Consider the following 20,473-nt stretch of genomic DNA (forward strand, 5'->3'; position numbering starts at 1 on the left):
CTATATCTGTAGAATGGGGTGCGCCTCGCAGAAGGTGCAGGCCAACTCGGCCCTTTGAGGAGGCGGAGCGATGGCTCAAAGGACGTTGCGGACCCAAGGGGCCCGGAAGGCCGCTTCTCAGGTCGACCGATACGCCGAACTCGCCAAGAGGATTGCTCAACATGGCGCTTCCGTCCCGCCCAAGCTCCAGACAGGTGATGACCGGCGCCTCCACGTGCGCACCACCATCCGCGAGGATCACAAGACGCGCATCAAGCACAGGGCCAGCGGCACGCAGGACAAGTTCGACAAGCTGGCCGACAGCCTGTTCTCTTTCTTCCGCGGCACCGCGCTGCTGTTCTACCGCGACATGGTCGGCGAGGACGGGCACATGCCGACCGTGCCGGCGTTGGGCGACGTGCATCCGGAGTATTTCGGCATCATGCCCGATCGCAACGGCGCGCCCATCTTCGGCGTCAACGATTTCGACGAAACGATCTACGCGCCCTTCACCTGGGAGATCAAACGCGGCATCGTCGGCTTCTGGATTGAGGCCCAGGAAGTGGGCGGCCTGAAACGCAAGCGACGTCGCAAGATCGTCCGGAAGTTCGTCCAAGGATACCGCAAGGCGATGAAGGCCTACGCGGTCGATGCCACGGAGCGCAACGAGGCTTGGCGGCGCGACAACTCCCCCGAGGTGATCGTGCGCCTCTTCGAGCAGGCCGACGAGCGCCGCAGGTCCTGGCTTTGGGACGACTACCTGCGGGAGAACGGGCGCGGCTTCCGCTCGGACGACCAGCTTCAACCCCTATCGGGCGAGATCGCTACGTTCCAGAAGGCGGTCGACGACCTGGCGAGGTCCAACGGCATCGACGCCCCCGACCGGGCGGGTGAGCTCAAGGTTAAGGACGTCTGTGTGCGGCACGGCCAGGGCACGGCGCCGCTCGGCCTGCCGCGCTACTACGTGTTAATCGAGGGGCGGTCCAAGGACGCGACCGACGACATCATCATCGAGTTCAAGAGCGCCCGCCGCTCGGCGCTCGACGGCCTCACACCCCCGTCCGACTTCGGGGCGAGGGGCGGCAAGGCCGATCGGATCAAGCACGGTCAGGCGGTGCATCTCGCGCATGGCGATATCTTCGGAGCCGTGGACATCGGCGATGCCAGCTACATGGGCCGCGAGCGCGCCCCGTTCCGCGACGACATCGATCTGGACGACCTGTCCTACGGCACGTGGAAGGATTACGCGAAGGCCTGCGGCGCCGCCTTGGCGCAGGCGCACGCGCTGTCCGACGACCTCGGCGAAATCGACTACGACGTCGAGCTTTCGATCGTGCAGGTGACGACACCCAAGAAGCTGTTCGTCGAGGACATGGTCCGCTTTGCGGAACTTGCAGCCGAGCGAACGAAGCGTGACCAGGAGTTCTTCAAGGCCGATCACAAGCTTGGCGCTTTCTTCCAGACGGACAAAGCCTTTCGTTAGAATGCGACGGTTTGGGAACGGGAGAGGCAGCGGCCCAGGGCGAGGAGATCGCCCCCGGCGACAGCTCTGGACCCATGAGTCACCGAAGCACGACAGCGGCGCCGGCATGTGCGCGACGGCCACGGCTGGCGCGATTCGGATCGACGGCGCTCATCTGGCGGTCCGGGTTCGGAACGTTCAGCCGGAAGGGCCTATCAGGTTCCGCGACGTGTTCTTGAGAATTTTTTTAGAAAGCCTTGTTTTCTCTGCGCGACATGGAACAGGTCTATCTGTTTAGTTCCGAGGATAACGGCCAATCGAGCGTTCCGTGAGATGACCCGCGACCGTGACCGCTGTGGATGGGGCTGTTCTGACGCCCATGGCCACCGCGGGTATGGCGGAGATACGACGTGCGCTTGAGGAGACGGTGCGGTCCGACGGTCGGGCCAATGCGATGGTCCTCACGCTGCGCCGAGAATCGGAGCGTCTTCCCTAATCTTGCGGGCGACGCCGATACGGTCTGACCAGATTGGCGTCGGCTTGCTGATCATGTTCCTGATTGTCGCTCCAAGGAAAGCGGCTGGCTCCAGCTGTGGGCTCGCCGTCTTCGACGTGCTGTCCCCGACCAAGCTGGACGTCTGCGACCTTCTCATACAAGGCCATAGCACGGACGCGATCGCCGAAGGTTGCGAGACGTCGGTCGAGACCATCTGCAGCTAGATCAATTTGGGCACCGCGAAACTGGCCTGTCGCTCCCAGCTCGACCTACTGCAGCTGGCGATAGCCAGCTAGGTGCCGGTGGGGGACGGACCGACGGCAAAGTAGTCGATTGGGGCTGGCGGCTCTCGCAGAAGAATTACGGCTAGTCAATCACGCACGGCGTGATACCGTCCTGCTTTGATGGACAAACTTTCTGCCGACGCGACCGTAGAAATTGCCTTGGCTGCCATCGAGGCGACGACGCGGCCGGATCACTGGGACCACCTATGCGACCGCATCGCCCACCATCTCGGCGTCGGCGCGTTCATGCTCTTTCCCTACGACTTCTCCAATAGGGCCGCGCCTGTCCTGCACGCCTCCGCCGCCATCCGATCGGACCGGGCCGCGCCGCTTCGGCGCATGTTCCATTCGGGCGAGGCACGTGAGGACCACCGCGCCTATGAGGTGATCGCCCGAAGCGAAGCCGGCCAAGTTCTGGGGGAGCCGGAGGTCTACGGCCTCCCCGCAGAGGACCCGGTTCCCAAGAACATCTTCCGCGAACAGCTGCTCGCCGTCTCGGGCTCACGGTCGCGCAGCGCCATGAAGCTCAACGCATTCGGGCCGTTCCTGGACTGCGCCATCGCCCATGAGTGGCATGCTCCTGGCGAGAAGTGTATGGCGATGGCTACCGCACCATTCCTGTGGTCGATTCTTGCGCGAACCCTGGAAGGCGGGCGCGTCGTGGCAGCCCTCTCCCGAAGCTACGCTACGCTGATGACGCTCTTCGACCGGCTCGACTTCGGCGCGGCCTTCTGCACCGGCGCCGGCCGGATCGTCACGGCCAATCCGCGCTTCCACCAGATCGCGCGGGAGCGGGACGGACTCGTCGTGCACGCGGGCCTGCTGTCTGCGACCACCGAGAACGGGACACATCAATTGCGGCGAACGCTCGCACAGGCCCTACGCATCAACGATTGCCTCGATACCCTCACGATGACGATCCCGCGCCGGTCCGGGATGCTGCCCTTGGTGGTGAAGGCGGCTCCGGTCAGATCTGACCACCTCGGTCCAAGCGCCCTGGTGATGGTCCTGATCGTCGATCCCGAGGACGGGGACCGGATCAGCGGACGGAACCTCGAAGCGTTCGACGTGCTGACAGAGGCGGAACTCGACGTCTGTGATCTTCTGGTCCGGGGGCATGACACAGACGCAATCGCCGGCCGGCGCGGCACAGCGCTGGAGACGACCCGCGGCCAGATCAAGTCGGCCTCCGCAAAGCTAGCCTGTCGTTCCCGGCTCGACCTGCTGCGGCTGGCGATGGCTAGTCATGTGCCGGTGGGGGACGTTCCTAGGCCACGGTGAAGAATATGGCCGAAGCACGAAAAGAAAGTTAACGCGCACCCCCATTTGGGTCATGCGGACCGCTCCCGGCGCTGCCTAGGCTTGGTCCGTCGGATCGGGTTTCGACAAAGCTTGGTGGTGATCCCGGATCCAGAACTTGTGTTTTAAGAGAAGATACCTGACATGTTTAATCGATCTCTCTCTGCGTTCCTTCTCACTGTGGCATTCGCCGGGCCGGCTTCTGCGGCGACCGTCCTTGAAGGCGGCGTGACCTACAGAGGAAGCTTCGACCTGTCGATGGCGGAGCCCGATCCGGCAACCAACTTCCCGATACTCTCCACTGGCGCGCGCCAGTTTCAGCAGTTCAACTTCTTTTTTGGAGACTTGGGGCCAATACAAAATGGCGACACGCTAGAATATAGTACGTTCGACGCGGACGGCGCAGTCATCGACGATATGATCACGTTCACCCCAACCAATGGAGCATCGTTTGGCTTGGGCACAACCGCGTCCACCGTTCTCAGCGTCGGGACGATCGAGTTTTCGGTAAGCGGAGAGGGCGCGGTTCTCGACAGATTGGAAGCGTTCGGCAGCATCGATGCGGTTGTCGATGTCCCTAATTTTGGACCCTTGCAGACAACTGTTCCAATCTTTGTCGATGTCGCCAACATTAAGGCGATAGGAGGAGAGCCCGAGGTGCCGTCCCTGTCGCCAGTGCCGCTTCCTGCAGGTATGCCACTGCTAATCGGTGCGTTCGCTTCGATGATATTCGTCCGGCGACGGAAGCGTGCGATTGAAAGGTAAGGGTATTCAAGAAACACCGCCTTCGAATTGTGCTACGCACTGAGGGCACTGCTGCCATTTTAGCTAACGCGGCATCCGGGAGCGGAGCTTCCCGCTCCCCGGATCAGACCTCGTCCTCGTGCACCGCGTCGCCCCAAGGCGTGGTGATCTCGGTGCAGCCCGCGTTTATTCCCCCGCGTCGCATCACACCCGCCGGAACCGCGAACGGATAAGGGTGAGGTGTGCGCGGAGCCGTTGATACGGGCGCGACCGCTTCCAGCGCCGCGTGGACCTCGGGCGGCAAGGCTTCGTCGGCCACGATACTCTGGCCCCCGCTAACGTCGATCCGGGGCTGATGAAACGCGGTCTCGAGGTCCATGCCGTGATCAAGAAGGAACGACGTCAGGTTGGTGACCGCGGGCATGATCTTGCGCCCGCCCGAAGCTCCAATGGCGAAGCGTCCCGCAGGGCCTTCGCCCAGAGTGGGGCAAACATTCATTAAGCAGGCCTTGTCCGGCCCCAATGAGTTCGGCTTTCCCGGCTCGGGGTCGAACCACATGATGCCATTGTTGATGAGGTAGCCGGTCCGGGGCGAGACGATCGCAGCACCGAACATCGACAACAGTGTCTGGGTGACGGCAACCATGTTGCCTCGCCGATCGACGATGCTGAAACTGGTGGTGCAGGCCGGGACACGCTCGTCCTCGCCGGTGTCGCCTGCGGTCGCAAGGCGATGGCTGTAAGCCTCGAAGAGCGCACCAGCTATGGCGGAGTAGGAAACGCCGTCAGGCCGCGGGCCAGGCTCGAACCGGGCCTCCATCAGCGTCAGAGCGTGAACGAGATCAGGTCCGGCCGAGAATCCCGAGGGCGCCATCACGCGGCCCCCACGATAAGCGTGGGCGATCGCGGGCGCGCGGGTGGCCTGGTAGGCGGCGAGATCCGCCTCGGACAGGCTCCCGCCCTTGGCTCTCACGTCGGCCACGAGCGCCGCGCCGACGTCTCCCCGGTAGAAGTCCGCGCTCCCCCCGTCGGCCAGGCGTTGAAGCGTAGAGGCGGCGGCGGACTGGTCAAGCCGGGCGTCCGAAAGCGTGGTCCAACCGGCAACGACGGGCCAGCAGCCATTCACGAGGAACATTGCCGCCGCATCCGGATCCTCCGCGAGGTTTCGCGCGGCCGAGGCGATCAGAAGCGAGGCGTACCAGTCGATCTGCATCCCTTCTTTAGCGAGGCGGATGGCGGGAGCGAGAAGTTCGGCCCAGGGGCGCGTGCCCCAGCTCTCGTGGGCCAACGCCATGCCGGCCACGGTGCCAGGCACGGCCACCGCCGTGGCGCCGGTAATGTTGCGGTCGCCCTCCACCGCCGGCCAGGGGAACAGGTCGGATGCCTTCCGTCCCCGCTCGATCGGGTAGTCGGCAGGGTCGAGCGCGCGCGGCGAGCGCATGCCGAAGCGGATGCACTCCGCCGCCTCGGCGCCGTCGCGCCAGACCGTCATCATGCCCCCGCCCATGGGGCCGCTCATCCAGGGCTCGACGACCCCGATGGCGAACGAGACGGCAACCGCAGCGTCGATCGCATCGCCGCCGTCGCGCAGCACCTCGGCACCGACGCGGGCAGCGATCTTGTGCTGGGCGGCAACCACGCCGCAGGCACTCTGGCGCACGTGCTTGCGGATGCGCTGGGTAATCGAGAAGTTGTGCATGGGTCGGGCCTCCTAGCGGCGGAAATCGGGTCGGGGGCGGCGCAGGGTCAGCAGCGCGGCCATCGCCGGGGCGAGTGCGGTGGCGACGAACACGCCCGTGTAGCCCCCCGTCAGGACGAACACCGCCTGTGCAGCAATCGGGCTGACCACGTAGCCGGCAAACAGCACGAAGGTGCCGCCTGCGGTGCTCTCTCCGACGCGGCCCTCGGGGGCGGCCTCGGCGAGGCTGAGGAGGAACACACCATTCCAGGACACCACGGTGAGCCCGGCCACGGCGGCGACGAGTAGCACCCACCAGTCGGGACTCGCGGGGCCGAAGGTGGCGAGCGCCAGCATCGTCGCAGCCGAGGCGGCTGCCAGCCAACCGAGGGCTCCTTCCGCATCTCCGCCCCGGTCCGCGAGCCATCCTACGGCGATGCGGCCAGGGATGCCGGCGGCCTGAAGGACGGCGAAGGCAAGGCCGGCGGCGGCGATCGACCACCCGGCGGCATCGCTGAGATACACGGGGAAGTAGCTCAGAGTCACGCCCTGCGCGGCTCCGAGGCCCAACCCGGCCAGAGCAAGACGGCGCAGGCGCGGGGTGCGGACGATCAGCTGCTGCAGTTCAACCGGCGCCCGCAGGAGCGCGGCGCCGTTCGGGATGCGCCGCGCGGAGGGACGGGTGGGGTCGCGGTGGCGGACCAGCAGGAGCGCGACGCCCACTGCGACGGCTGCCGCCACGAGCACCGCCGCACTCACTCCACCGAGGTGCAGGGCCACAGGCGGCAGCAGTGCTCCAGCGATCACCCCGCCGAGCGGCACGCCGGCCTGCTTCACCGAAAAGATCGTAGCCCGCCGTCCGCGGGGTACTGCCCGCATCAGAATCTCGCTGCCCGCCGGGGTGGAGGGGCCATAGCCCAAGCCGATCACGAAGGCGGCCAGCAGCATCGGCAGCCAGACTCCCGACAGGCAGGCCACCAGCGCGACCGCGGCAACCACGCAACCGATGCGCAGTTGCGCCATCGGCCCCATCCCGGGCAGCAGCGTAGGTCCCCAAAGAAAGAAAGCCATGCTGCCCGCACTCGTCGCAGCGGCGAGCTGGCCCACCGCCTCGGGCGGCATCCCTGCGGCTGCGGTGAGCGGGAGGCCAAACAGGGGGGGCACGCGTACCAGCAGGCTCAGCACCGCCTGCAGCGCGGTGACGGCGGCAACGAGGCCGATCCAGCCGCGGGCGGCGGGGACCGCGGGCTGCGGACCGGCCGGCCTCAGATCACCCACTGAAAGCCGTCGATCGTGATGTCCTGCCCGGTCAGGAAGCAGGGCTCCGAAAGCGCGAGAAACGCCACCACCTGCGCCACGTCTGCCGGAGTGCCCGTCCGCCCAAGGGTGATGCCTTGCACCAGTTCGGTCTCGCGGGCGCGGATCATGTCGTTGGAGCGCTCGGTCTTGATGATGCCGGGGCAGATCGCGTTCACGAGGATGTCCGGCCCCAGCTCCTTGGCCAGCGCCCTGGTCATTCCGAGGATGCCGGCCTTGGCAGCAGTGTAGGCAAACCGGCTCACGGCGCTGGTCACGCCCCCGGTATGCGCGTTCACCGACGACATGTTGACGATGCGGCCCCCGCCGCGCCGGCGCATCAGCGGCACCGCGGGCTGGATGTAGTTGAACGCACCCTTGAGGTTGATTGCGACCGTCCGGTCGAACTCGGCCTCCTCGATTTCCTCGATGCCCTTGGGCATGGAGCGGCCGGCATTGTTGAACAGGATGTCGAGCCCGCCCCATGCCCCGTCCACGGCGCTCACAACCGCGCGGGCGCGGGCGTGGTCGGACACGTCCGCCTCGAAGGCGAGGCAGCGGCGTCCCAGCGCTTCGATCTCGCCCTTCGTCCGGTCGAGATCCTCGGGGATCAGGTCCACGAGGGCCACGTTGCAGCCGCGGGCAGCCAGCTCCAGGGCGCAGCCGCGTCCAATGCCCCGTCCGCCTCCCGTGACAAGGGCGATCCGGTTCGCTCCCTCCAGATGGCTCATGCGTTCTCCAAAGCCACGGGGGCCTCGATCTCGCCAGCGAAGTGGCACGCCGAGAACTGGTCGCCGACACGCCGGTCGGGCGGATCGATGTCGCGGCAGATCGGCTGCACGTGGGGGCATCGCCCCTGGAAACGGCAGCCGACCGGCAGGCGGCTGGCGTCGGGCGGCTCGCCTTCGAGCCAGAACGTCTCGGTCACCCGCGGGCCGCCGATGCGCGGGATCGCGGCGAGCAGGGACTGGGTGTAGGGATGCGTCGGCCGGGTCATGATATCCTCGGTCGGCCCGATCTCGACGATCCGCCCGAGATACATCACCGCCACCCGGTGGCACATCAGCTGCACCACCGAGAGGTCGTGGCTGATGAAGATGTATGTCAGGTCGAAGGTGTCGCGCAGGTCGCGAAACAGCGACAGCACGGTCGCCTGCACCGAGACGTCGAGCCCGGCGGTGGGCTCGTCGAGGATCACCACCTCGGGGTTCAGCATCAGGATCCGCGCCAGCCCGACGCGCCGTTGCTGGCCGCCCGAGAGTTCGTGCGGGAACAGCTCGATGTGCGTGGCCGGCAGGCCAACGGCCACCAGCACCTCCTCGACCTTCCGGCGGCGCTCAGCCTTCGGCAGGTCGGTATGGATCACCAACGGCTCCTCGAGCGAGCGCCCGATGCGCCAGCGCGGATCGAGCGAGGCCCCCGGGTCCTGGTAGGCGTACTGCAGCCGTCGGCGCAGAGCACGCGCCTCCTTGGGGCTACGCCCCGCGATGTCGTGACCATCGAAGACGATGCGCCCGGCGGTGGGGGCCTGGATGCCCATGATGGTCTTGCCGAGCGTGGACTTGCCGCAGCCCGACTCGCCTACAAGGCCGAGGATCTCGCCCGGCATCAGGTCGAAGGTCACGCCATCGAGGGCGCGGATCTCGCCCGTGGTGCGCCCGAAGTGGCCCTTGATCGGGAAGCGGCACTCGAGGCCGTGGGTGCTCAGGATCGGGGTGTCGGTCATCGTGCGGCCTCCCGCGGCTCGTCCTGCACCGCTTCAGTCGCCGCGGCCTCCGCACCGCGGGCCTCGAGCGGATGATAGCAGCGCACCACGTGGCCCGGGCCCGGGTGACTGCGCTCGGGACGCGCCGCACACTCTCCGGTGGCGCGCGTGCAGCGTGGTGCAAAGCGGCAGCCCGGCGGCGGCGCGTAGAAGCTTGGCAGTTCGCCGGGAATGCCGGTCATGCCGCCCGAACCCTCGGGGCGACTGGCCAGCAGGCGCCCCGTGTAGGGGTGATGCGGGGCGGTGAAGAAGTCGTCCACCGGGGCCGACTCCACATCCTGCCCGGCGTACATCACCGTGATGCTGTCGCAGATCTCGTAGGCCGAGCCGAGGTCGTGGGTGGTCAGCAGAACGGCCGCGCCCCGCTCGGCCGCAAGGCGGCGCAGGAGGCCGAGGATCTGGGCCTGGATGGTCACGTCGAGGGCGGTGGTCGGCTCGTCGGCGATGATGAGGTCGGGCTCCGGCAGCAGCGCCATGGCGATCATCAGTCGCTGGCGCTGTCCGCCCGAAACCTCGTGGGGGTACTTGCGGAGGATCTGCTCGGGCTGGGGCAGTTGCACCGCGGCCAGGGTCTCGAGAACACGTACCCTGTCGGCGCGGCGCCGAGCGCGGGGATAGCGGGCCAGAAGGGCCGGGCCGCGGGGCATGCCATCGGCGTCGGGCGACTTCCACTTCATCAACTCGTCGATCTGCTGGCCGATGGTGAAGACCGGGTTGAACGAGGTGAAGGGGTCCTGGGGGATGAAGGTGACGTTGCGGCCCCGTACCCGTGCCTGCTCGCCTTCCGCGCTGGGGTCGAGCATGTCGAGGCCGCGAAAGCGGATCGTGCCGCCGCGAACCGAAAGCGTATGCCGGGGCAGCACCCCGAGGATGGCGTTGGCGAGCGTGGTCTTGCCACAGCCCGACTCGCCCACGAGACCGCGGATCTCGCCGGGCCGCATTGCGAGGCGCACGCCGTCGAGGATGTGGGCGAAGCCGGCCTCGCCCTCGAACCCGAGGCTCAGGCCGTCGACCTCGAGCAGGTGGTCGGTCATCGGCGGCCCCTCCGCAGCTTTGGATCGAGAATGTCGCGCAGGCCATCGCCCAAAAGGTTAAAACCCATCACCACGAGGAAGATCGCGAGGCCGGGTGCGGCGGCGTACCACCAGGCCTCGGGCAGGAACTCGCGCGCCTCAGAAATGGTACGGCCCCATTCCGGCGCGGGCGGCGGTGCGCCGAGCCCGAGGAATCCGAGCGCGGCGGCGGTGAGGATAGTGGCGCCCATACCGATCGACGTGCGCACGATGATCGCCGATAGGGTGTTGGGAAGGATGTGCAGCACCATCACCCGCAGGTCCGAGGCCCCGAGCGCCTGCGCGGCCTCGACGAAGACTTGACTCTTGAGCGCGCGGGTCTCGGCGTAGACCAGCCGCGCCCAAAACGGCCAGTAGGTCAGCGACAGGGCGAGGATCACGTTCTCGACCGAGGGTCCCAGCGTCTGAGCGATGGCGATGGCGAGTACGATCTGCGGCACCGCGAGGAATACGTCCGAGGTGCGCATCAGCACGCCCCCGGTGAATCGGCCATAGTAGCCGGCAACCAGCCCGATCGGCACGCCGATCAGCACCGAGACGCCCACGGCGATCACGGCGATGGTGATGGTGATGCGGGCTCCGAACAGCAGCCGGCTGAACACGTCGCTGCCCATCCGGTCGGTGCCGAACCAGTGCTCGGCGGAGGGCGGCTGGAGCCGCTGGGTCAGGTGGAAGGCCGCGACGTCATCGGGATAGGGCGCGAGCCAGGGCGCGAGGATGGCGACCAAGACCAGCGCGCCGATGATCAGCGTGCCGATCGCCGCGGCCCGATCTTGCATGAGGCGTCCGAGCGGGCTCATTTCAGGATCCTCGGGTCGATGAAGGTATGGACGATGTCGACCGCGAGGTTGATGACAATGAACACGACGCCCACGAGGATCGAGAAGCCCAGGATCGCCTTGGTGTCGGACTGCAGGATCGACTGCACCGCGTAGGTACCCAGGCCCGGCCAGTCGAACACCGCTTCCACCACAACCGCCCCGGCGAACAGCGCACCGAACACGAGGCCGATCTGGGTCACGGTGGAGATCAGTGCGTTGCGCAGCACGTACTTCCAGACGATCAGCGGGCGCGGCCAGCCCATCGCTGTCTCGTAGAGCACGAAGTTCGAGTTCACGACCTCCAGCACCCCGGCGCGCGTGAAGCGCACGAGCGTGGCGGCAGCGGGTAGGGCCAGCGTGATCGCTGGCAGGATTAGGTGGCTTAGCGCGGATCGCAGCGAGGCCCAGTCCCCGGCGAGGACCGAGTCGACGAGGAGGAAGCCGGTGACGCGCTCAGGACCCCAGCCCGCAATGCGCCCATTGAGCGGCGTCCAGCCGAGCTTGGTCGAGAAGTACATTTGCAGTTCCATCGCCAGCCAGAAGCTGGCCACCGCGAGGCCGGAGATCGACAGGAGACGCAGCACTTGGTCAGTGAGCGAGTTGCGCCGGATTGCCGAGATCACTCCGAGGGGGACGCCCAGCCCGATGGCGAGGATCATCGCCGCGAAGGTCAACTCCAGCGTCGCCGGGAGGCGGTGGAGCAGATCCGAGGAGATGTCGCGCCGGGTGTAGAGGGACTGGCCCATATCGCCGGTGGCCAGATCGCGCAGGTAGATTCCGAACTGGACCGGCAGCGGCTTGTCGAGCCCCATCCGAACACGCAGCGCCTCGATCTGCGCCTCGGTGGCGTTCTCGCCCGCGACGATGCGGGCCGGATCGGTCGGCACGACGTTCGAAATCAGGAAGACCACGACGATCAGTCCGAGGAGCGTCGGTACGAACCAGACGAGCCGGGACACAATGATTTCCAAGCGGCGCATGGCGGACTCCAGAGGCTCTGGGAGCCCGCGGCGCGCTCACGCGCCGCGGGCAGTTCACGGGAGGATCAGTCCTCGGCGGGGTAGGCCCACCGCATGTCCTGGCCGTTGCCGACCGGGCTGAAGCGAATGCCCTCGACACTCTTGGCGTAAGGTCCGTACCACTTCGTGTTGTAGATCCAGATGCCCGCGGCGTCGTCGTAGACCAGCTTCGTGGCCTCCTTGTAGAGCCGGTCGCGCTCGGCCTGATCGGTGGTCAGCAGAGCCTGCTCGAGCCGCTGATCGACCTCGGGGTTCTTGTAGTCCGACACGTTGCGCGTGGGCGCGTAGCGCGAGCCGTACTGCTCGCCGATCCAGTTGTTGGGGTCGGCGTAGTAGGTGCTCTTCCAGTAGGGCACCATGTCCGGCATCGTTTCGGGATTGCGCATGTTGGAGGAGATGACCGGCCAGGGGGCGCTTTCGATCTCCACGTCGATGCCGAGCTGGGCAAGGCTGTTCTGCATCAGCGCCGCGGTCTGCTCGGTCTCGGCGAAGCCTGCCAGGGTACCGATCTTGAGGGTGCGGATCTCGTCGCCGTGCTCGGCCTTGTAGGCGTCGAGATATTCCTTCGCCTTTTCGAGGTCGAACTCGTAGCCCGGCACGTCGGGCGTGCCCCACAGGTTGCCCGGGTTGATCGTCGCGTTGCGCGCGACGGTCCCGCCCATGATCTCGTCGATGTAGCCGTCGTAGTCGAAGGCGTGGGCCATCGCCATGCGGAAGTTGTGGTCGTCGAGCGGCGCGCGCCCGTTGTGCATGGCGATGTGGTAGACCCGCATCGACTCCTCTTCGAGGATCTTCACGTTCTCGGCTTCGCGCAGGCGGTCGACCTGGTCGGGGGCGAGGTAGCCGTCGAGGCCCTGGTAATCGCCGCGCATCAAGCCCTGGATGCGGGTGTTGGTCTCGACGACGGTGCGGAACTCGATCTCGTCGTAGAAGCGCTCTCCCCAGCCGGCGAAGTGGTCTTCGTTGCGCTCGCCGATGAACCCGATCGCGGGATCGTAGCGCTGGAGCTTGTAGGAGCCCGAGCCGGCCACGTTGTCGGTCAGGTACTGGCCGCCCCAGTCATCATCGACCTCGTTCTCCTTCACCACGTCCGAGTTGACCACGAGGATGTCGGGAACGATCGAGCCGAAGATCGCCGAAGGCTCCTTGAGCGTGAACTCGACGGTGTGATCGTCAATGGCCTTGGTCATGCCCGGATCGATCAGGGGCTGGAACAGCGCGCCCGCCCCGCTGGCGAGCGCCAGCATCCGCTCCATCGAGTAGACCACGTCGTCGGCGGTCAGCGAGCTGCCGTCGTGAAAGGTCACGTCGTCGCGCAGGGTGAAGGTCCAAGTAAGGCCGTCTTCCGAGACGGTGTGCTCGGTGGCCAGCCAAGGGATCAGCTGGGGCGGGTTGTCCACCCAGCGATAAAGCCCATCGTAGAAGTTCAGGCGCGTGGCGACCCGGGCCACGTCGAACACCGTGTGCGGGTCCAGCGTGTCGTAAGCCGAATTGTTCGCGTGCACGTAGCGCGTCTGGGCGTCCGCCGCCGCCGGAAGACCCAGCGACAGGGCAGAGGCGAGCGCGATGGCAAGTGCTTTCATCTTCATCTCCACTGTTAGGGTTCGTCGTTTCTTGTTGGGACCAGGCGGCAGGCCGCCCGGCCCGGCCTCAGGCCGCGCGTTCCACGGCGTGCTCGACAATGTCGGCATGGGTGGCGAACCAGCACTCGCCGGTCGCCGTCATCCGCCGCAGCAGCTCCTCGAGGATCCAGATCCGCGAGCGGTAGCCGATGACGTGCGGGTGCATGGTTAGCTGGAAGATGCCGCCTTCGGCGCGCGCAGCCTCGAACTCTCGCCAGAACACGTCGAAGACGGCCTCTGGCGGGGTGTAGGGACGTAGTGCGGTGAAGCGGTTCATGTTGAAGTAGACAGCGTCGTCGCGGATCCATTCCACCGGCAGCTCCACCACACCGCTGTCCTCGCCATCGAGCAGCAGACGGTAGCAATCCACGTCGGCCATCAGCGAACTGTCGTAGAGAAGCCCCATGTCCCGGGTGATTTCGAGCGTGTGCTGCGAGAAGTCCCAGGACGGCGTGCGAATGCCCACCGGGCGTACCCCGCAGATGCGCTCCAGCGCGTCCGCCGAACGCATCTGAAGATCGCGCTCCGCCTCGAAGGGCAGCACCGAATTGCGTTCGTGGATCCAGCCGTGGATGCCGACCTCGTGGCCGAGATCGACGAAGGACCGCGCTTCGTTCGGGTAGAGCTGGGCCACCACGGCGGGCACGTAGAAGCTCGCCGGCACGTCGTGGCGGCGCAAGAGCTCCAGGATGCGAGGCACGCCCTGGCGGTTGCCGTATTGTCCGCGGCTCATGGCACCGATGGACTTGCCACCGTCGCGCAGCTCATTGGTCTCGTGGTCGACGTCGAACGAAAGGGCGACCGCGCAGCGCTTTCCTTCGGGCCAGGATGCCGGCTGCAAGGCGGGACCGGCCCGCACCCGGTCCACCTTGCCGCGCCAAACCGCCTCGGGCCACTGCCACGGCTCTGGTTCCTCGTTCATGCTGCGCTCCTCATGGGAAGGGGTGTCCCGAGACGGGCAGGACCTGTCCTGTGATGAAGCCCGCCCGGTCCGAGGCCAGGAACAGGCAAGCCGCCGCGATGTCCTCGGGTTTGCCAAGGCGGCGCATGGCGATGCCTTCGAGCATGCGCGTCTGCCCCTCCGGGCTATAGCCCTGCCACTGACGCTCGTAGTCGGGGCTGGTCCGCAGAAAGCCGGGGGCGACCGAGTTCACGGTGATACCGAACCGACCCAGCTCCAAGGCGAGTTGCCGGGTCAGCCCGACCAAGGCGTGCTTGGCTGAGCAGTAGGCCTGGATACCCGTGAGACTCGGCTTGAGCCCTGCGCCCGAGGAGATGGTGATGATCCGGCCCCGCTCCCGCGCCTTCATGCCCGGAACCACAAGTCGCACGAGGTTGAGCGCAGCGGTGACGTTGGCGTCGTAGATCGCGCTCCAGTCGGCATCGGAGACATCCTCGATGGGCTTGGGCCTCTGGCCCCGCACGCCACCCGCCGCATGGATCAGAACCTCCACCGCGCGCCCCTCGCACAGCTCGGCGACGGCGGTCGGATCGGTAAGGTCGAGCGCGGCCGTCTCCAGTCGCTCGGGGTGCCGCGCGGCGAGGGCGTCCAGCCCCTCGGGGTCGATGTCGACGGCCAGCACCCGCGCCCCGGCCTCGAGGCACTCGGCGACGATGGCGGCGCCGATGCCGCGCGCGGCGCCGGCAACGAGAACCAGCCGGTCGGTGAGGTCGAGCCGCATCACTCCGCCGCCTCCCGGCGGGGCGCGTGGTCGGGCAGATGCTTGGCTAGCTGCGGCAGGCGCGCCACCGCGGTGGCCAGGGCGGTGTCCACCTCCGAGCCGTCGCCGCGGCGGCGCCCAGCGGGCAGGGCGGCAACGTGATCGAACACGCTCCGCTTCACGAAGTGGCGCCAGTGCACAGGTACCCGTGCCAGGGCCTGGGTCAGGGCGGCGTAATTCGCATCGGTCCAGACCGCTTCGAAGTCGCGGCGGCCGGCGTTGTAGGTGTAGGTCGGAGCCTCGCCCCGCCCGCGCCGCATCTCGGCCCGCAGCGCCTCGGTCGCATCTGCCTCGACGGCGCCCGAGGCGTCTAGGGCGACGCCGTACTCCTCCCGCGCCGCGGCGGCCGAGACGGTGCCGCGAGCGATGTCGCGAGCGACGAGTGCGGCATCGCGTTCGAAGGCGGGCCCCCAGCCAGCACCGCCGCCAGAGGTAAGGTTGATGACGTCGCCCGGACCCAATCGAACCACATCGGTGTTGCCGAGATCCTCGCTCGTGCCGTCGGCGCAGGCGCGCGTGAAACGCGAGGGTGCTCCGGCCCCGCCCCCCTGCCCGCCCCACGCGGCGAAGACAGAGCGGTCGCGGTTGCGCGCGGTGACCACGGTGTCGGGGGCGAAGACCTCGATCTCCAGTTCGGTGGCCAGTCCGCCGCGGTGGCGGCCGGCGCCGCCCGAGTCGGGCACCAGCCCGTAGCGGCGAACCTTGATCGGCACCTCGACCTCGTTGATCTCCACCGGAGTGTTCTTGAGGAAGCCGCTGACCGCGCCCGAGCCGTCGGTGCCGTCCCCCCGCGCCGAGGCCCCCGCTCCGCCAACCACCGGGTCGATCGAAGCCATGGCAAGGCGTCCGGTGCGGGCGTCGAAGGTCTTGACGTTGACGATACCGCCCCCGCCGGCCGCGCCCACCGGAAGGCGATCCGGCGCTGCCGCATGGAAGGCGCCCATGATCACCCCCTGCAACCGCGAGCAGGTGAGCGAGCGCATTCCCACCGCTGCCGGGTGCTGCGGGTTGAGCACCGTGCCTTCGGGTACCACACACGTGGCCGGGCGCAGGATGCCGCCGTTGAGCGGGATCGAGGGGTCGAGTGTGTAGAGGCAGTAGTTCCAGCCCACCATGAGCAGGATGTGCCGCGAGTTGCCGCCCGTGGGCATGTTGAGCGCAGACTGCAACTGCGGATCCGAGCCGGTGAAGTCGAGCTCGGCCTCCTCGCCGCGGATGCGAAAGGTGAGGTCGAGCCGCACCGGAACGCCGCCGGGGGCGTCCTCGTCGAGGTAGTCGACGAAGCGGTAGTCGCCGTCGGGCAGCCCGGCCAGCACCGCACGCGCCCGGGTCTCGCCGACATCGAGCAAATCCTCGATCCCCGCCTTCACCGTCTCTACGCCGAACTTGGCAATCATCTCGTGCATCTTCGCTTCGCCAGTGTTCACTGCGGCGATCTGGGCGTTGAGATCGCCGCGGTTCTGCTCCGGCATGCGGACGTTGAGCATCATCGTGTCGACCAGCTCACAGTTCAGCTTCCCGCGGCTGACCAGCTTGGTCGGTCGGAAGCGGATGCCCTCCTGGTGGACCTCGGTGTTGGCCCGCGAGAGACTGGCGGGTACGGCGCCGCCCATGTCGGTGTTGTGGATGTGGCCGACCGCGAAGGCGACGATCTCGCCCTCCCAGAAGATCGGCTTCCAGATGTGCATGTCCGGCGTGTGGGTGCAGACGAACCCGCTGTAGGGATCGTTCGTGATGCAGATGTCGCCGTCCTCGTAGTCCTCAATCGCGGCGATCGCGCCGGCGTAGTCGAGGCCGATGAACCAGGTCGCGCCGAGATCGCGAGGCGAGGCGAAGGTCATCCCCGCCGGCGTTACCAGGCCGGTGGTGAAGTCCTCGGTTTCCTTCACGAAGGTCGAGTGGGCGGTGCGAAACAGGGTGTAGGCCATGCTCTCGGCCACCGCCTGGGCGTGGTTCTCAAGCACCTTGAGGGTGACGGGATCAGTGCGCATGGGGTGTCTCCTCCCGCCGCAGGATGAGGTTGCCGTGCGTGTCGACCCGGCCCGAGAAGCCCGGCGGCACGATCACGGTGGTGTCGTCCTGGGTGACCACGCAGGGACAGGCGAAGCGGGCACCGGCCGTGAGCGCGGCGCGCTCGAAGACGCCCACGGGGCGGCGGGCGCCGTCGACATAGGCCTCGATCGTGCGGCCGGGGGCGACGTCGCGCGCCTCGACGGCCTGGCGCGGCAGCACCGGCTTCGGGGCATGGCCGGTGACGATCAGGCTGATCGCGATGACCTGGATCGGCGCATGGGGATCGGCGTGGCCGTAGAGGCGGCGGTGCTCGGCGTGGAAGGCCTCGGCGATCGGGGCGACGTCGCCGCGGGCCAGCGCGTCGATGTCCAAGGCCACGTCGATCTCGAAGCTCTGGCCGCGGTAGCGCATCTCGGCCACGGCTTGATACAGCGCCTCGCCCGCATGCCGCTGCTCCTCGGTGATCCAGCGCCGCGCCCGGCCGGTCAGGACCTCCACGGTGGCGTGCAGCTCCGGTGCCATCCCGGAGGTGAGTTCGTGGTAGGCGACGGCTGTGAAGTCGTTGCGCACGTCGGCCGTGAGTCCGCCGAGCGCCGAGAGCACGCCGGGCACCGGGGGCACGATCACCTCGGCCATGCCCAGCTCACGAGCCAGAAGCGCCGCCATCATCGGGCCGCCGCCGCCGAAGGCCAGCAGGCTGAACTCGCGCACGTCGACGCCGCGCCGCGAACACAGCTTGCTCACCTCGCGGAACATGCCGGACACGGCAATTCCGACGATGCCTTCGGCGGTCTCCTCGACGCTGCGACCCAGACGCTCGGCCAGCGGCGCGATGGCGGCGCGGGCCTTGTCCGCATCAATGGCAACCATGCCGTAGCCGAGCGCGGCGAGGTCGAGCAGGCCGAGCGCCACGAAGGCGTCGGTGATGGTGGGCTCGGTGCCGCCGCGGCAGTAGGCGGCCGGCCCGGGCACCGAGCCGGCACTGTCGGGGCCGACACGCAACATCCCGGCGGCATCGATCCGGGCGATCGAGCCGCCGCCCTCGCCAATCGAGGTGACCGAGACGGAGGGCACGTGGATCGGGAACTCGCCCACCACCTCGGCCGAGCCGTAGCCCGGCACGCCGCCACGAATGATCGCCACGTCCGCCGAGGTGCCGCCGATGTCGAGCGAGAGCACCCGCTCCATCCCGGCCTCGCGGGCCACGTAGGCTGCTCCCATCACCCCGGCGGCGGTGCCCGAAAGAAGCATCTCGACGCAGGCCGTCTTGCCCAGCTCGGCCGACATGACGCCACCGTTCGACTTGGTGACCATCGGCTCCGGCTCCACGCCGATGCCGCGCAGCGCCTCCTGCAGCGCGCCAAGATAGGCCGCGACGCGGGGCTGGAGGTAGCCGTGGATCACCGCGGTGGAGGTGCGCTCGTACTCCCGGATCATCGGACGCACCGCGTGCGAGCAGAAGACGTGCAGGTCTGGGTCGATCTCGGCGAGGATCGCCGCCGCCTCGGTCTCGTGGGCGGGGTTGCGGTAGGCATGAAGAAAGGACAGCACCACGCCCTCGGCACCGCGGGCACGGGCGGCGGCGACCGCTGCCTCGAGGCTTGCGCGGTCGAGCGGGGTGTCGACGGAGCCGTCGGCGCGGATGCGCTCGCGCACGCCGAACACGAGGTCGCGGGTGACAAGCGGTTCGGGCCTGGCCGAGAGCAGGTCGTAGGGATCGGGCATCTTCAGGCGCGCCAGTTCCAGCACGTCGCAGAAGTGCTCGGTGGTGAAGAGGGCGAGGCGGATGCCGCGGCGCATGATCAGCGCGTTGACCCCAACGGTCGTGCCGTGGGTGAAGTAGCCGATATCGGCGGGCGCGATGCCGAGCCGGTCCTCCATCGCTGCCAGTCCGTCGATCACCTCCTGGCCGGGACGGTCCGGTGTGGTCAGCACCTTCACGGTGCGGATCGCCCCGCTCGCTTCGTCGAAGGCGCAGAAGTCCGCGAACGTCCCGCCGATGTCGACCCCGACGCGATAGCTCATTCCCGGCGTTCCCGTGTCATTCGCGTTCCTTCCTATGTCCGAGACGCTGGCTGATCGCTTCTGCTGTCTCCAGCACGGCCGCCTTCATCTCGCCCTTCCGGGCTGCGTAGCGCTGCGCCACGGTGGCAATGTCGACCACCGCCACCACTCGGCCCTCGCCGTTCCGGATCGGCGCGGCGATGCCGCAGCCGCCCTGGGCGAACTCCTCCTCGATGGTGCCGAACCCCTGCGCGCGGATGCGCTCGAGCTCCTCGCGGATCGCCGCCTCGTCGGTCAGCGCACGGTCCGTCGCGGCCTGCAGCTCGGTTCGGGCGAAGTAGGCATCCACCGCGTCCGGATCCGTGTGGGCCAGGAGGACGCGGCCCATCACCGTCGCGTAGCCCGGAAGGCAAGATTGCTCCTTCGCGTCGTACCGGATCGGCTGCTCGCTAACGGCTTTGCATACAAGCTGCACATCGAGGTCGGGGCGCTGAACGCAGACGAACACGGTCTCACGGGTGGCGTCACGGGTGGCGTCGATGATGGGCTGCGCCACCGCTCGCAACTGCGCCTCGAAGCCGCCAACCCAGCCGAACCCCTGCCGGAAGCTTTCGACGATGCGGTAGCGGTCCGTGGAATCACGCTCAACATAGCCGCGGTTCACCAAGGTGGTGAGAAGCGCATGCATGCTGCTCTTGGGGATCACCAGATCGCGCGCCAGATCTCCCAACCGCGCGGGCTCGGGACGCATCGAGAGGGTCTCGAGGATCTCCAAGACGCGGGAGGCCGATCGAGAATCGTTCATATATGTGAACTACGTTCCATATATCGAATGAGGATTGGATTTCGCCGCGCTGTCAAGCGTCTACCGGGAAACCCGTCTTTCCGTTCGTGCAAACAAGATATGGAGCCCGAAAGTCGTAGGGGTTCACCGATGGGGATCTCGATGGCGGTCGGTGGTGGTCCCCAAGCTGCCAGAAAGTTTCAGGGCCTTCGTAGGTCCTGGAACCAGACAGTCGGCTTCCTGCCAGAAATTCTCCGATCGCTTCTACCCGAACCAAGCGAAGCACCATTGAGGCCCTACGCCTTTTCAGCACGATGATCATAGAACCACGCCAAACAGGCAGCATGCTTGGTATGGTATTTTTGCAAAAACATCTGACGGTTGAAGACCTCTTTCCCACTCGAAGTCAGCCA

The 20,473-nt window shown here is 67.3% G+C and carries 16 protein-coding genes; 3 read left to right on the forward strand and 13 right to left on the reverse strand.

The window, feature by feature from the left end; translation table 11 throughout:
* Window positions 1–214 precede the first annotated feature (214 nt).
* The 3 genes from K3554_RS04955 (at window position 215) to K3554_RS04965 (ending at window position 4,285) form a co-directional block, all read left to right on the forward strand.
* The gene (locus K3554_RS04955; protein WP_259944316.1) at window positions 215–1,462 is read left to right on the forward strand and encodes a DUF2252 domain-containing protein; all 1,248 of its coding nucleotides are present in this window, start codon (window positions 215–217) and stop codon (window positions 1,460–1,462) included.
* An 879-nt stretch (window positions 1,463–2,341) separates the two neighbouring features.
* On the forward strand, window positions 2,342–3,502 hold the full coding sequence (locus K3554_RS04960; RefSeq protein WP_259944324.1) for a hypothetical protein: 1,161 nt from the start codon (window positions 2,342–2,344) through the stop codon (window positions 3,500–3,502).
* A gap of 162 nt (window positions 3,503–3,664) precedes the next feature.
* Window positions 3,665–4,285 (forward strand): VPLPA-CTERM sorting domain-containing protein, encoded by a 621-nt coding sequence (locus tag K3554_RS04965; protein ID WP_259944331.1) that lies wholly within the window; start codon window positions 3,665–3,667, stop codon window positions 4,283–4,285.
* Between the two features lie 103 nt (window positions 4,286–4,388).
* On the opposite strand, the gene K3554_RS04970 is transcribed toward K3554_RS04965, so the two are convergent.
* From K3554_RS04970 to K3554_RS05030, 13 genes are all read right to left on the reverse strand, one after another.
* Entirely contained in the window at window positions 4,389–5,963 is a 1,575-nt protein-coding gene (locus tag K3554_RS04970) for a gamma-glutamyltransferase family protein (protein WP_259944337.1), read from the reverse strand.
* Window positions 5,964–5,975: 12 nt separating this feature from the next.
* Window positions 5,976–7,220 carry an MFS transporter gene (locus K3554_RS04975; protein WP_259944344.1) on the reverse strand — a complete coding sequence of 415 codons (1,245 nt, stop codon included), beginning with the start codon at window positions 7,218–7,220 and terminating at the stop codon, window positions 5,976–5,978.
* Window positions 7,208–7,969, reverse strand: coding sequence for an SDR family NAD(P)-dependent oxidoreductase (locus K3554_RS04980; RefSeq protein WP_259944347.1), 762 nt, complete (start codon window positions 7,967–7,969; stop codon window positions 7,208–7,210). The genes K3554_RS04975 and K3554_RS04980 overlap by 13 nt, the downstream gene beginning before the upstream one ends.
* Window positions 7,966–8,964 (reverse strand): ABC transporter ATP-binding protein, encoded by a 999-nt coding sequence (locus K3554_RS04985; RefSeq protein ID WP_259944349.1) that lies wholly within the window; start codon window positions 8,962–8,964, stop codon window positions 7,966–7,968. Before K3554_RS04985 ends, K3554_RS04980 begins: the two co-directional genes overlap by 4 nt.
* A complete protein-coding gene (locus K3554_RS04990; protein ID WP_259944353.1) occupies window positions 8,961–10,037 on the reverse strand; it encodes an ABC transporter ATP-binding protein in 1,077 nt (358 codons plus the stop codon). The genes K3554_RS04985 and K3554_RS04990 overlap by 4 nt, the downstream gene beginning before the upstream one ends.
* Entirely contained in the window at window positions 10,034–10,855 is an 822-nt protein-coding gene (locus K3554_RS04995) for an ABC transporter permease (protein WP_259944360.1), read from the reverse strand. Before K3554_RS04995 ends, K3554_RS04990 begins: the two co-directional genes overlap by 4 nt.
* A gap of 17 nt (window positions 10,856–10,872) precedes the next feature.
* The gene (locus K3554_RS05000; protein ID WP_259944371.1) at window positions 10,873–11,877 is read right to left on the reverse strand and encodes an ABC transporter permease; all 1,005 of its coding nucleotides are present in this window, start codon (window positions 11,875–11,877) and stop codon (window positions 10,873–10,875) included.
* Window positions 11,878–11,942: 65 nt separating this feature from the next.
* Complete coding sequence (locus K3554_RS05005; protein ID WP_259944373.1) at window positions 11,943–13,499, reverse strand: ABC transporter substrate-binding protein; 1,557 nt, start codon at window positions 13,497–13,499, stop codon at window positions 11,943–11,945.
* 67 nt (window positions 13,500–13,566) lie between these two features.
* Window positions 13,567–14,460, reverse strand: coding sequence for a polysaccharide deacetylase (locus K3554_RS05010; protein WP_259944375.1), 894 nt, complete (start codon window positions 14,458–14,460; stop codon window positions 13,567–13,569).
* Window positions 14,461–14,470: 10 nt separating this feature from the next.
* Window positions 14,471–15,220, reverse strand: coding sequence for an SDR family NAD(P)-dependent oxidoreductase (locus K3554_RS05015; protein WP_259945793.1), 750 nt, complete (start codon window positions 15,218–15,220; stop codon window positions 14,471–14,473).
* A complete protein-coding gene (locus K3554_RS05020) occupies window positions 15,220–17,250 on the reverse strand; it encodes a hydantoinase B/oxoprolinase family protein (protein WP_259944381.1) in 2,031 nt (676 codons plus the stop codon). Before K3554_RS05020 ends, K3554_RS05015 begins: the two co-directional genes overlap by 1 nt.
* Window positions 17,240–19,297, reverse strand: coding sequence for a hydantoinase/oxoprolinase family protein (locus K3554_RS05025; RefSeq protein WP_259944389.1), 2,058 nt, complete (start codon window positions 19,295–19,297; stop codon window positions 17,240–17,242). The genes K3554_RS05020 and K3554_RS05025 overlap by 11 nt, the downstream gene beginning before the upstream one ends.
* A gap of 16 nt (window positions 19,298–19,313) precedes the next feature.
* Window positions 19,314–20,051 carry an IclR family transcriptional regulator gene (locus tag K3554_RS05030; protein WP_259944398.1) on the reverse strand — a complete coding sequence of 246 codons (738 nt, stop codon included), beginning with the start codon at window positions 20,049–20,051 and terminating at the stop codon, window positions 19,314–19,316.
* Between the last annotated feature and the right edge of the window lie 422 nt (window positions 20,052–20,473).

The sequence above is a fragment of the Jannaschia sp. W003 genome, from assembly GCF_025144335.1.
In the GTDB taxonomy this organism is placed as follows: domain Bacteria; phylum Pseudomonadota; class Alphaproteobacteria; order Rhodobacterales; family Rhodobacteraceae; genus Jannaschia.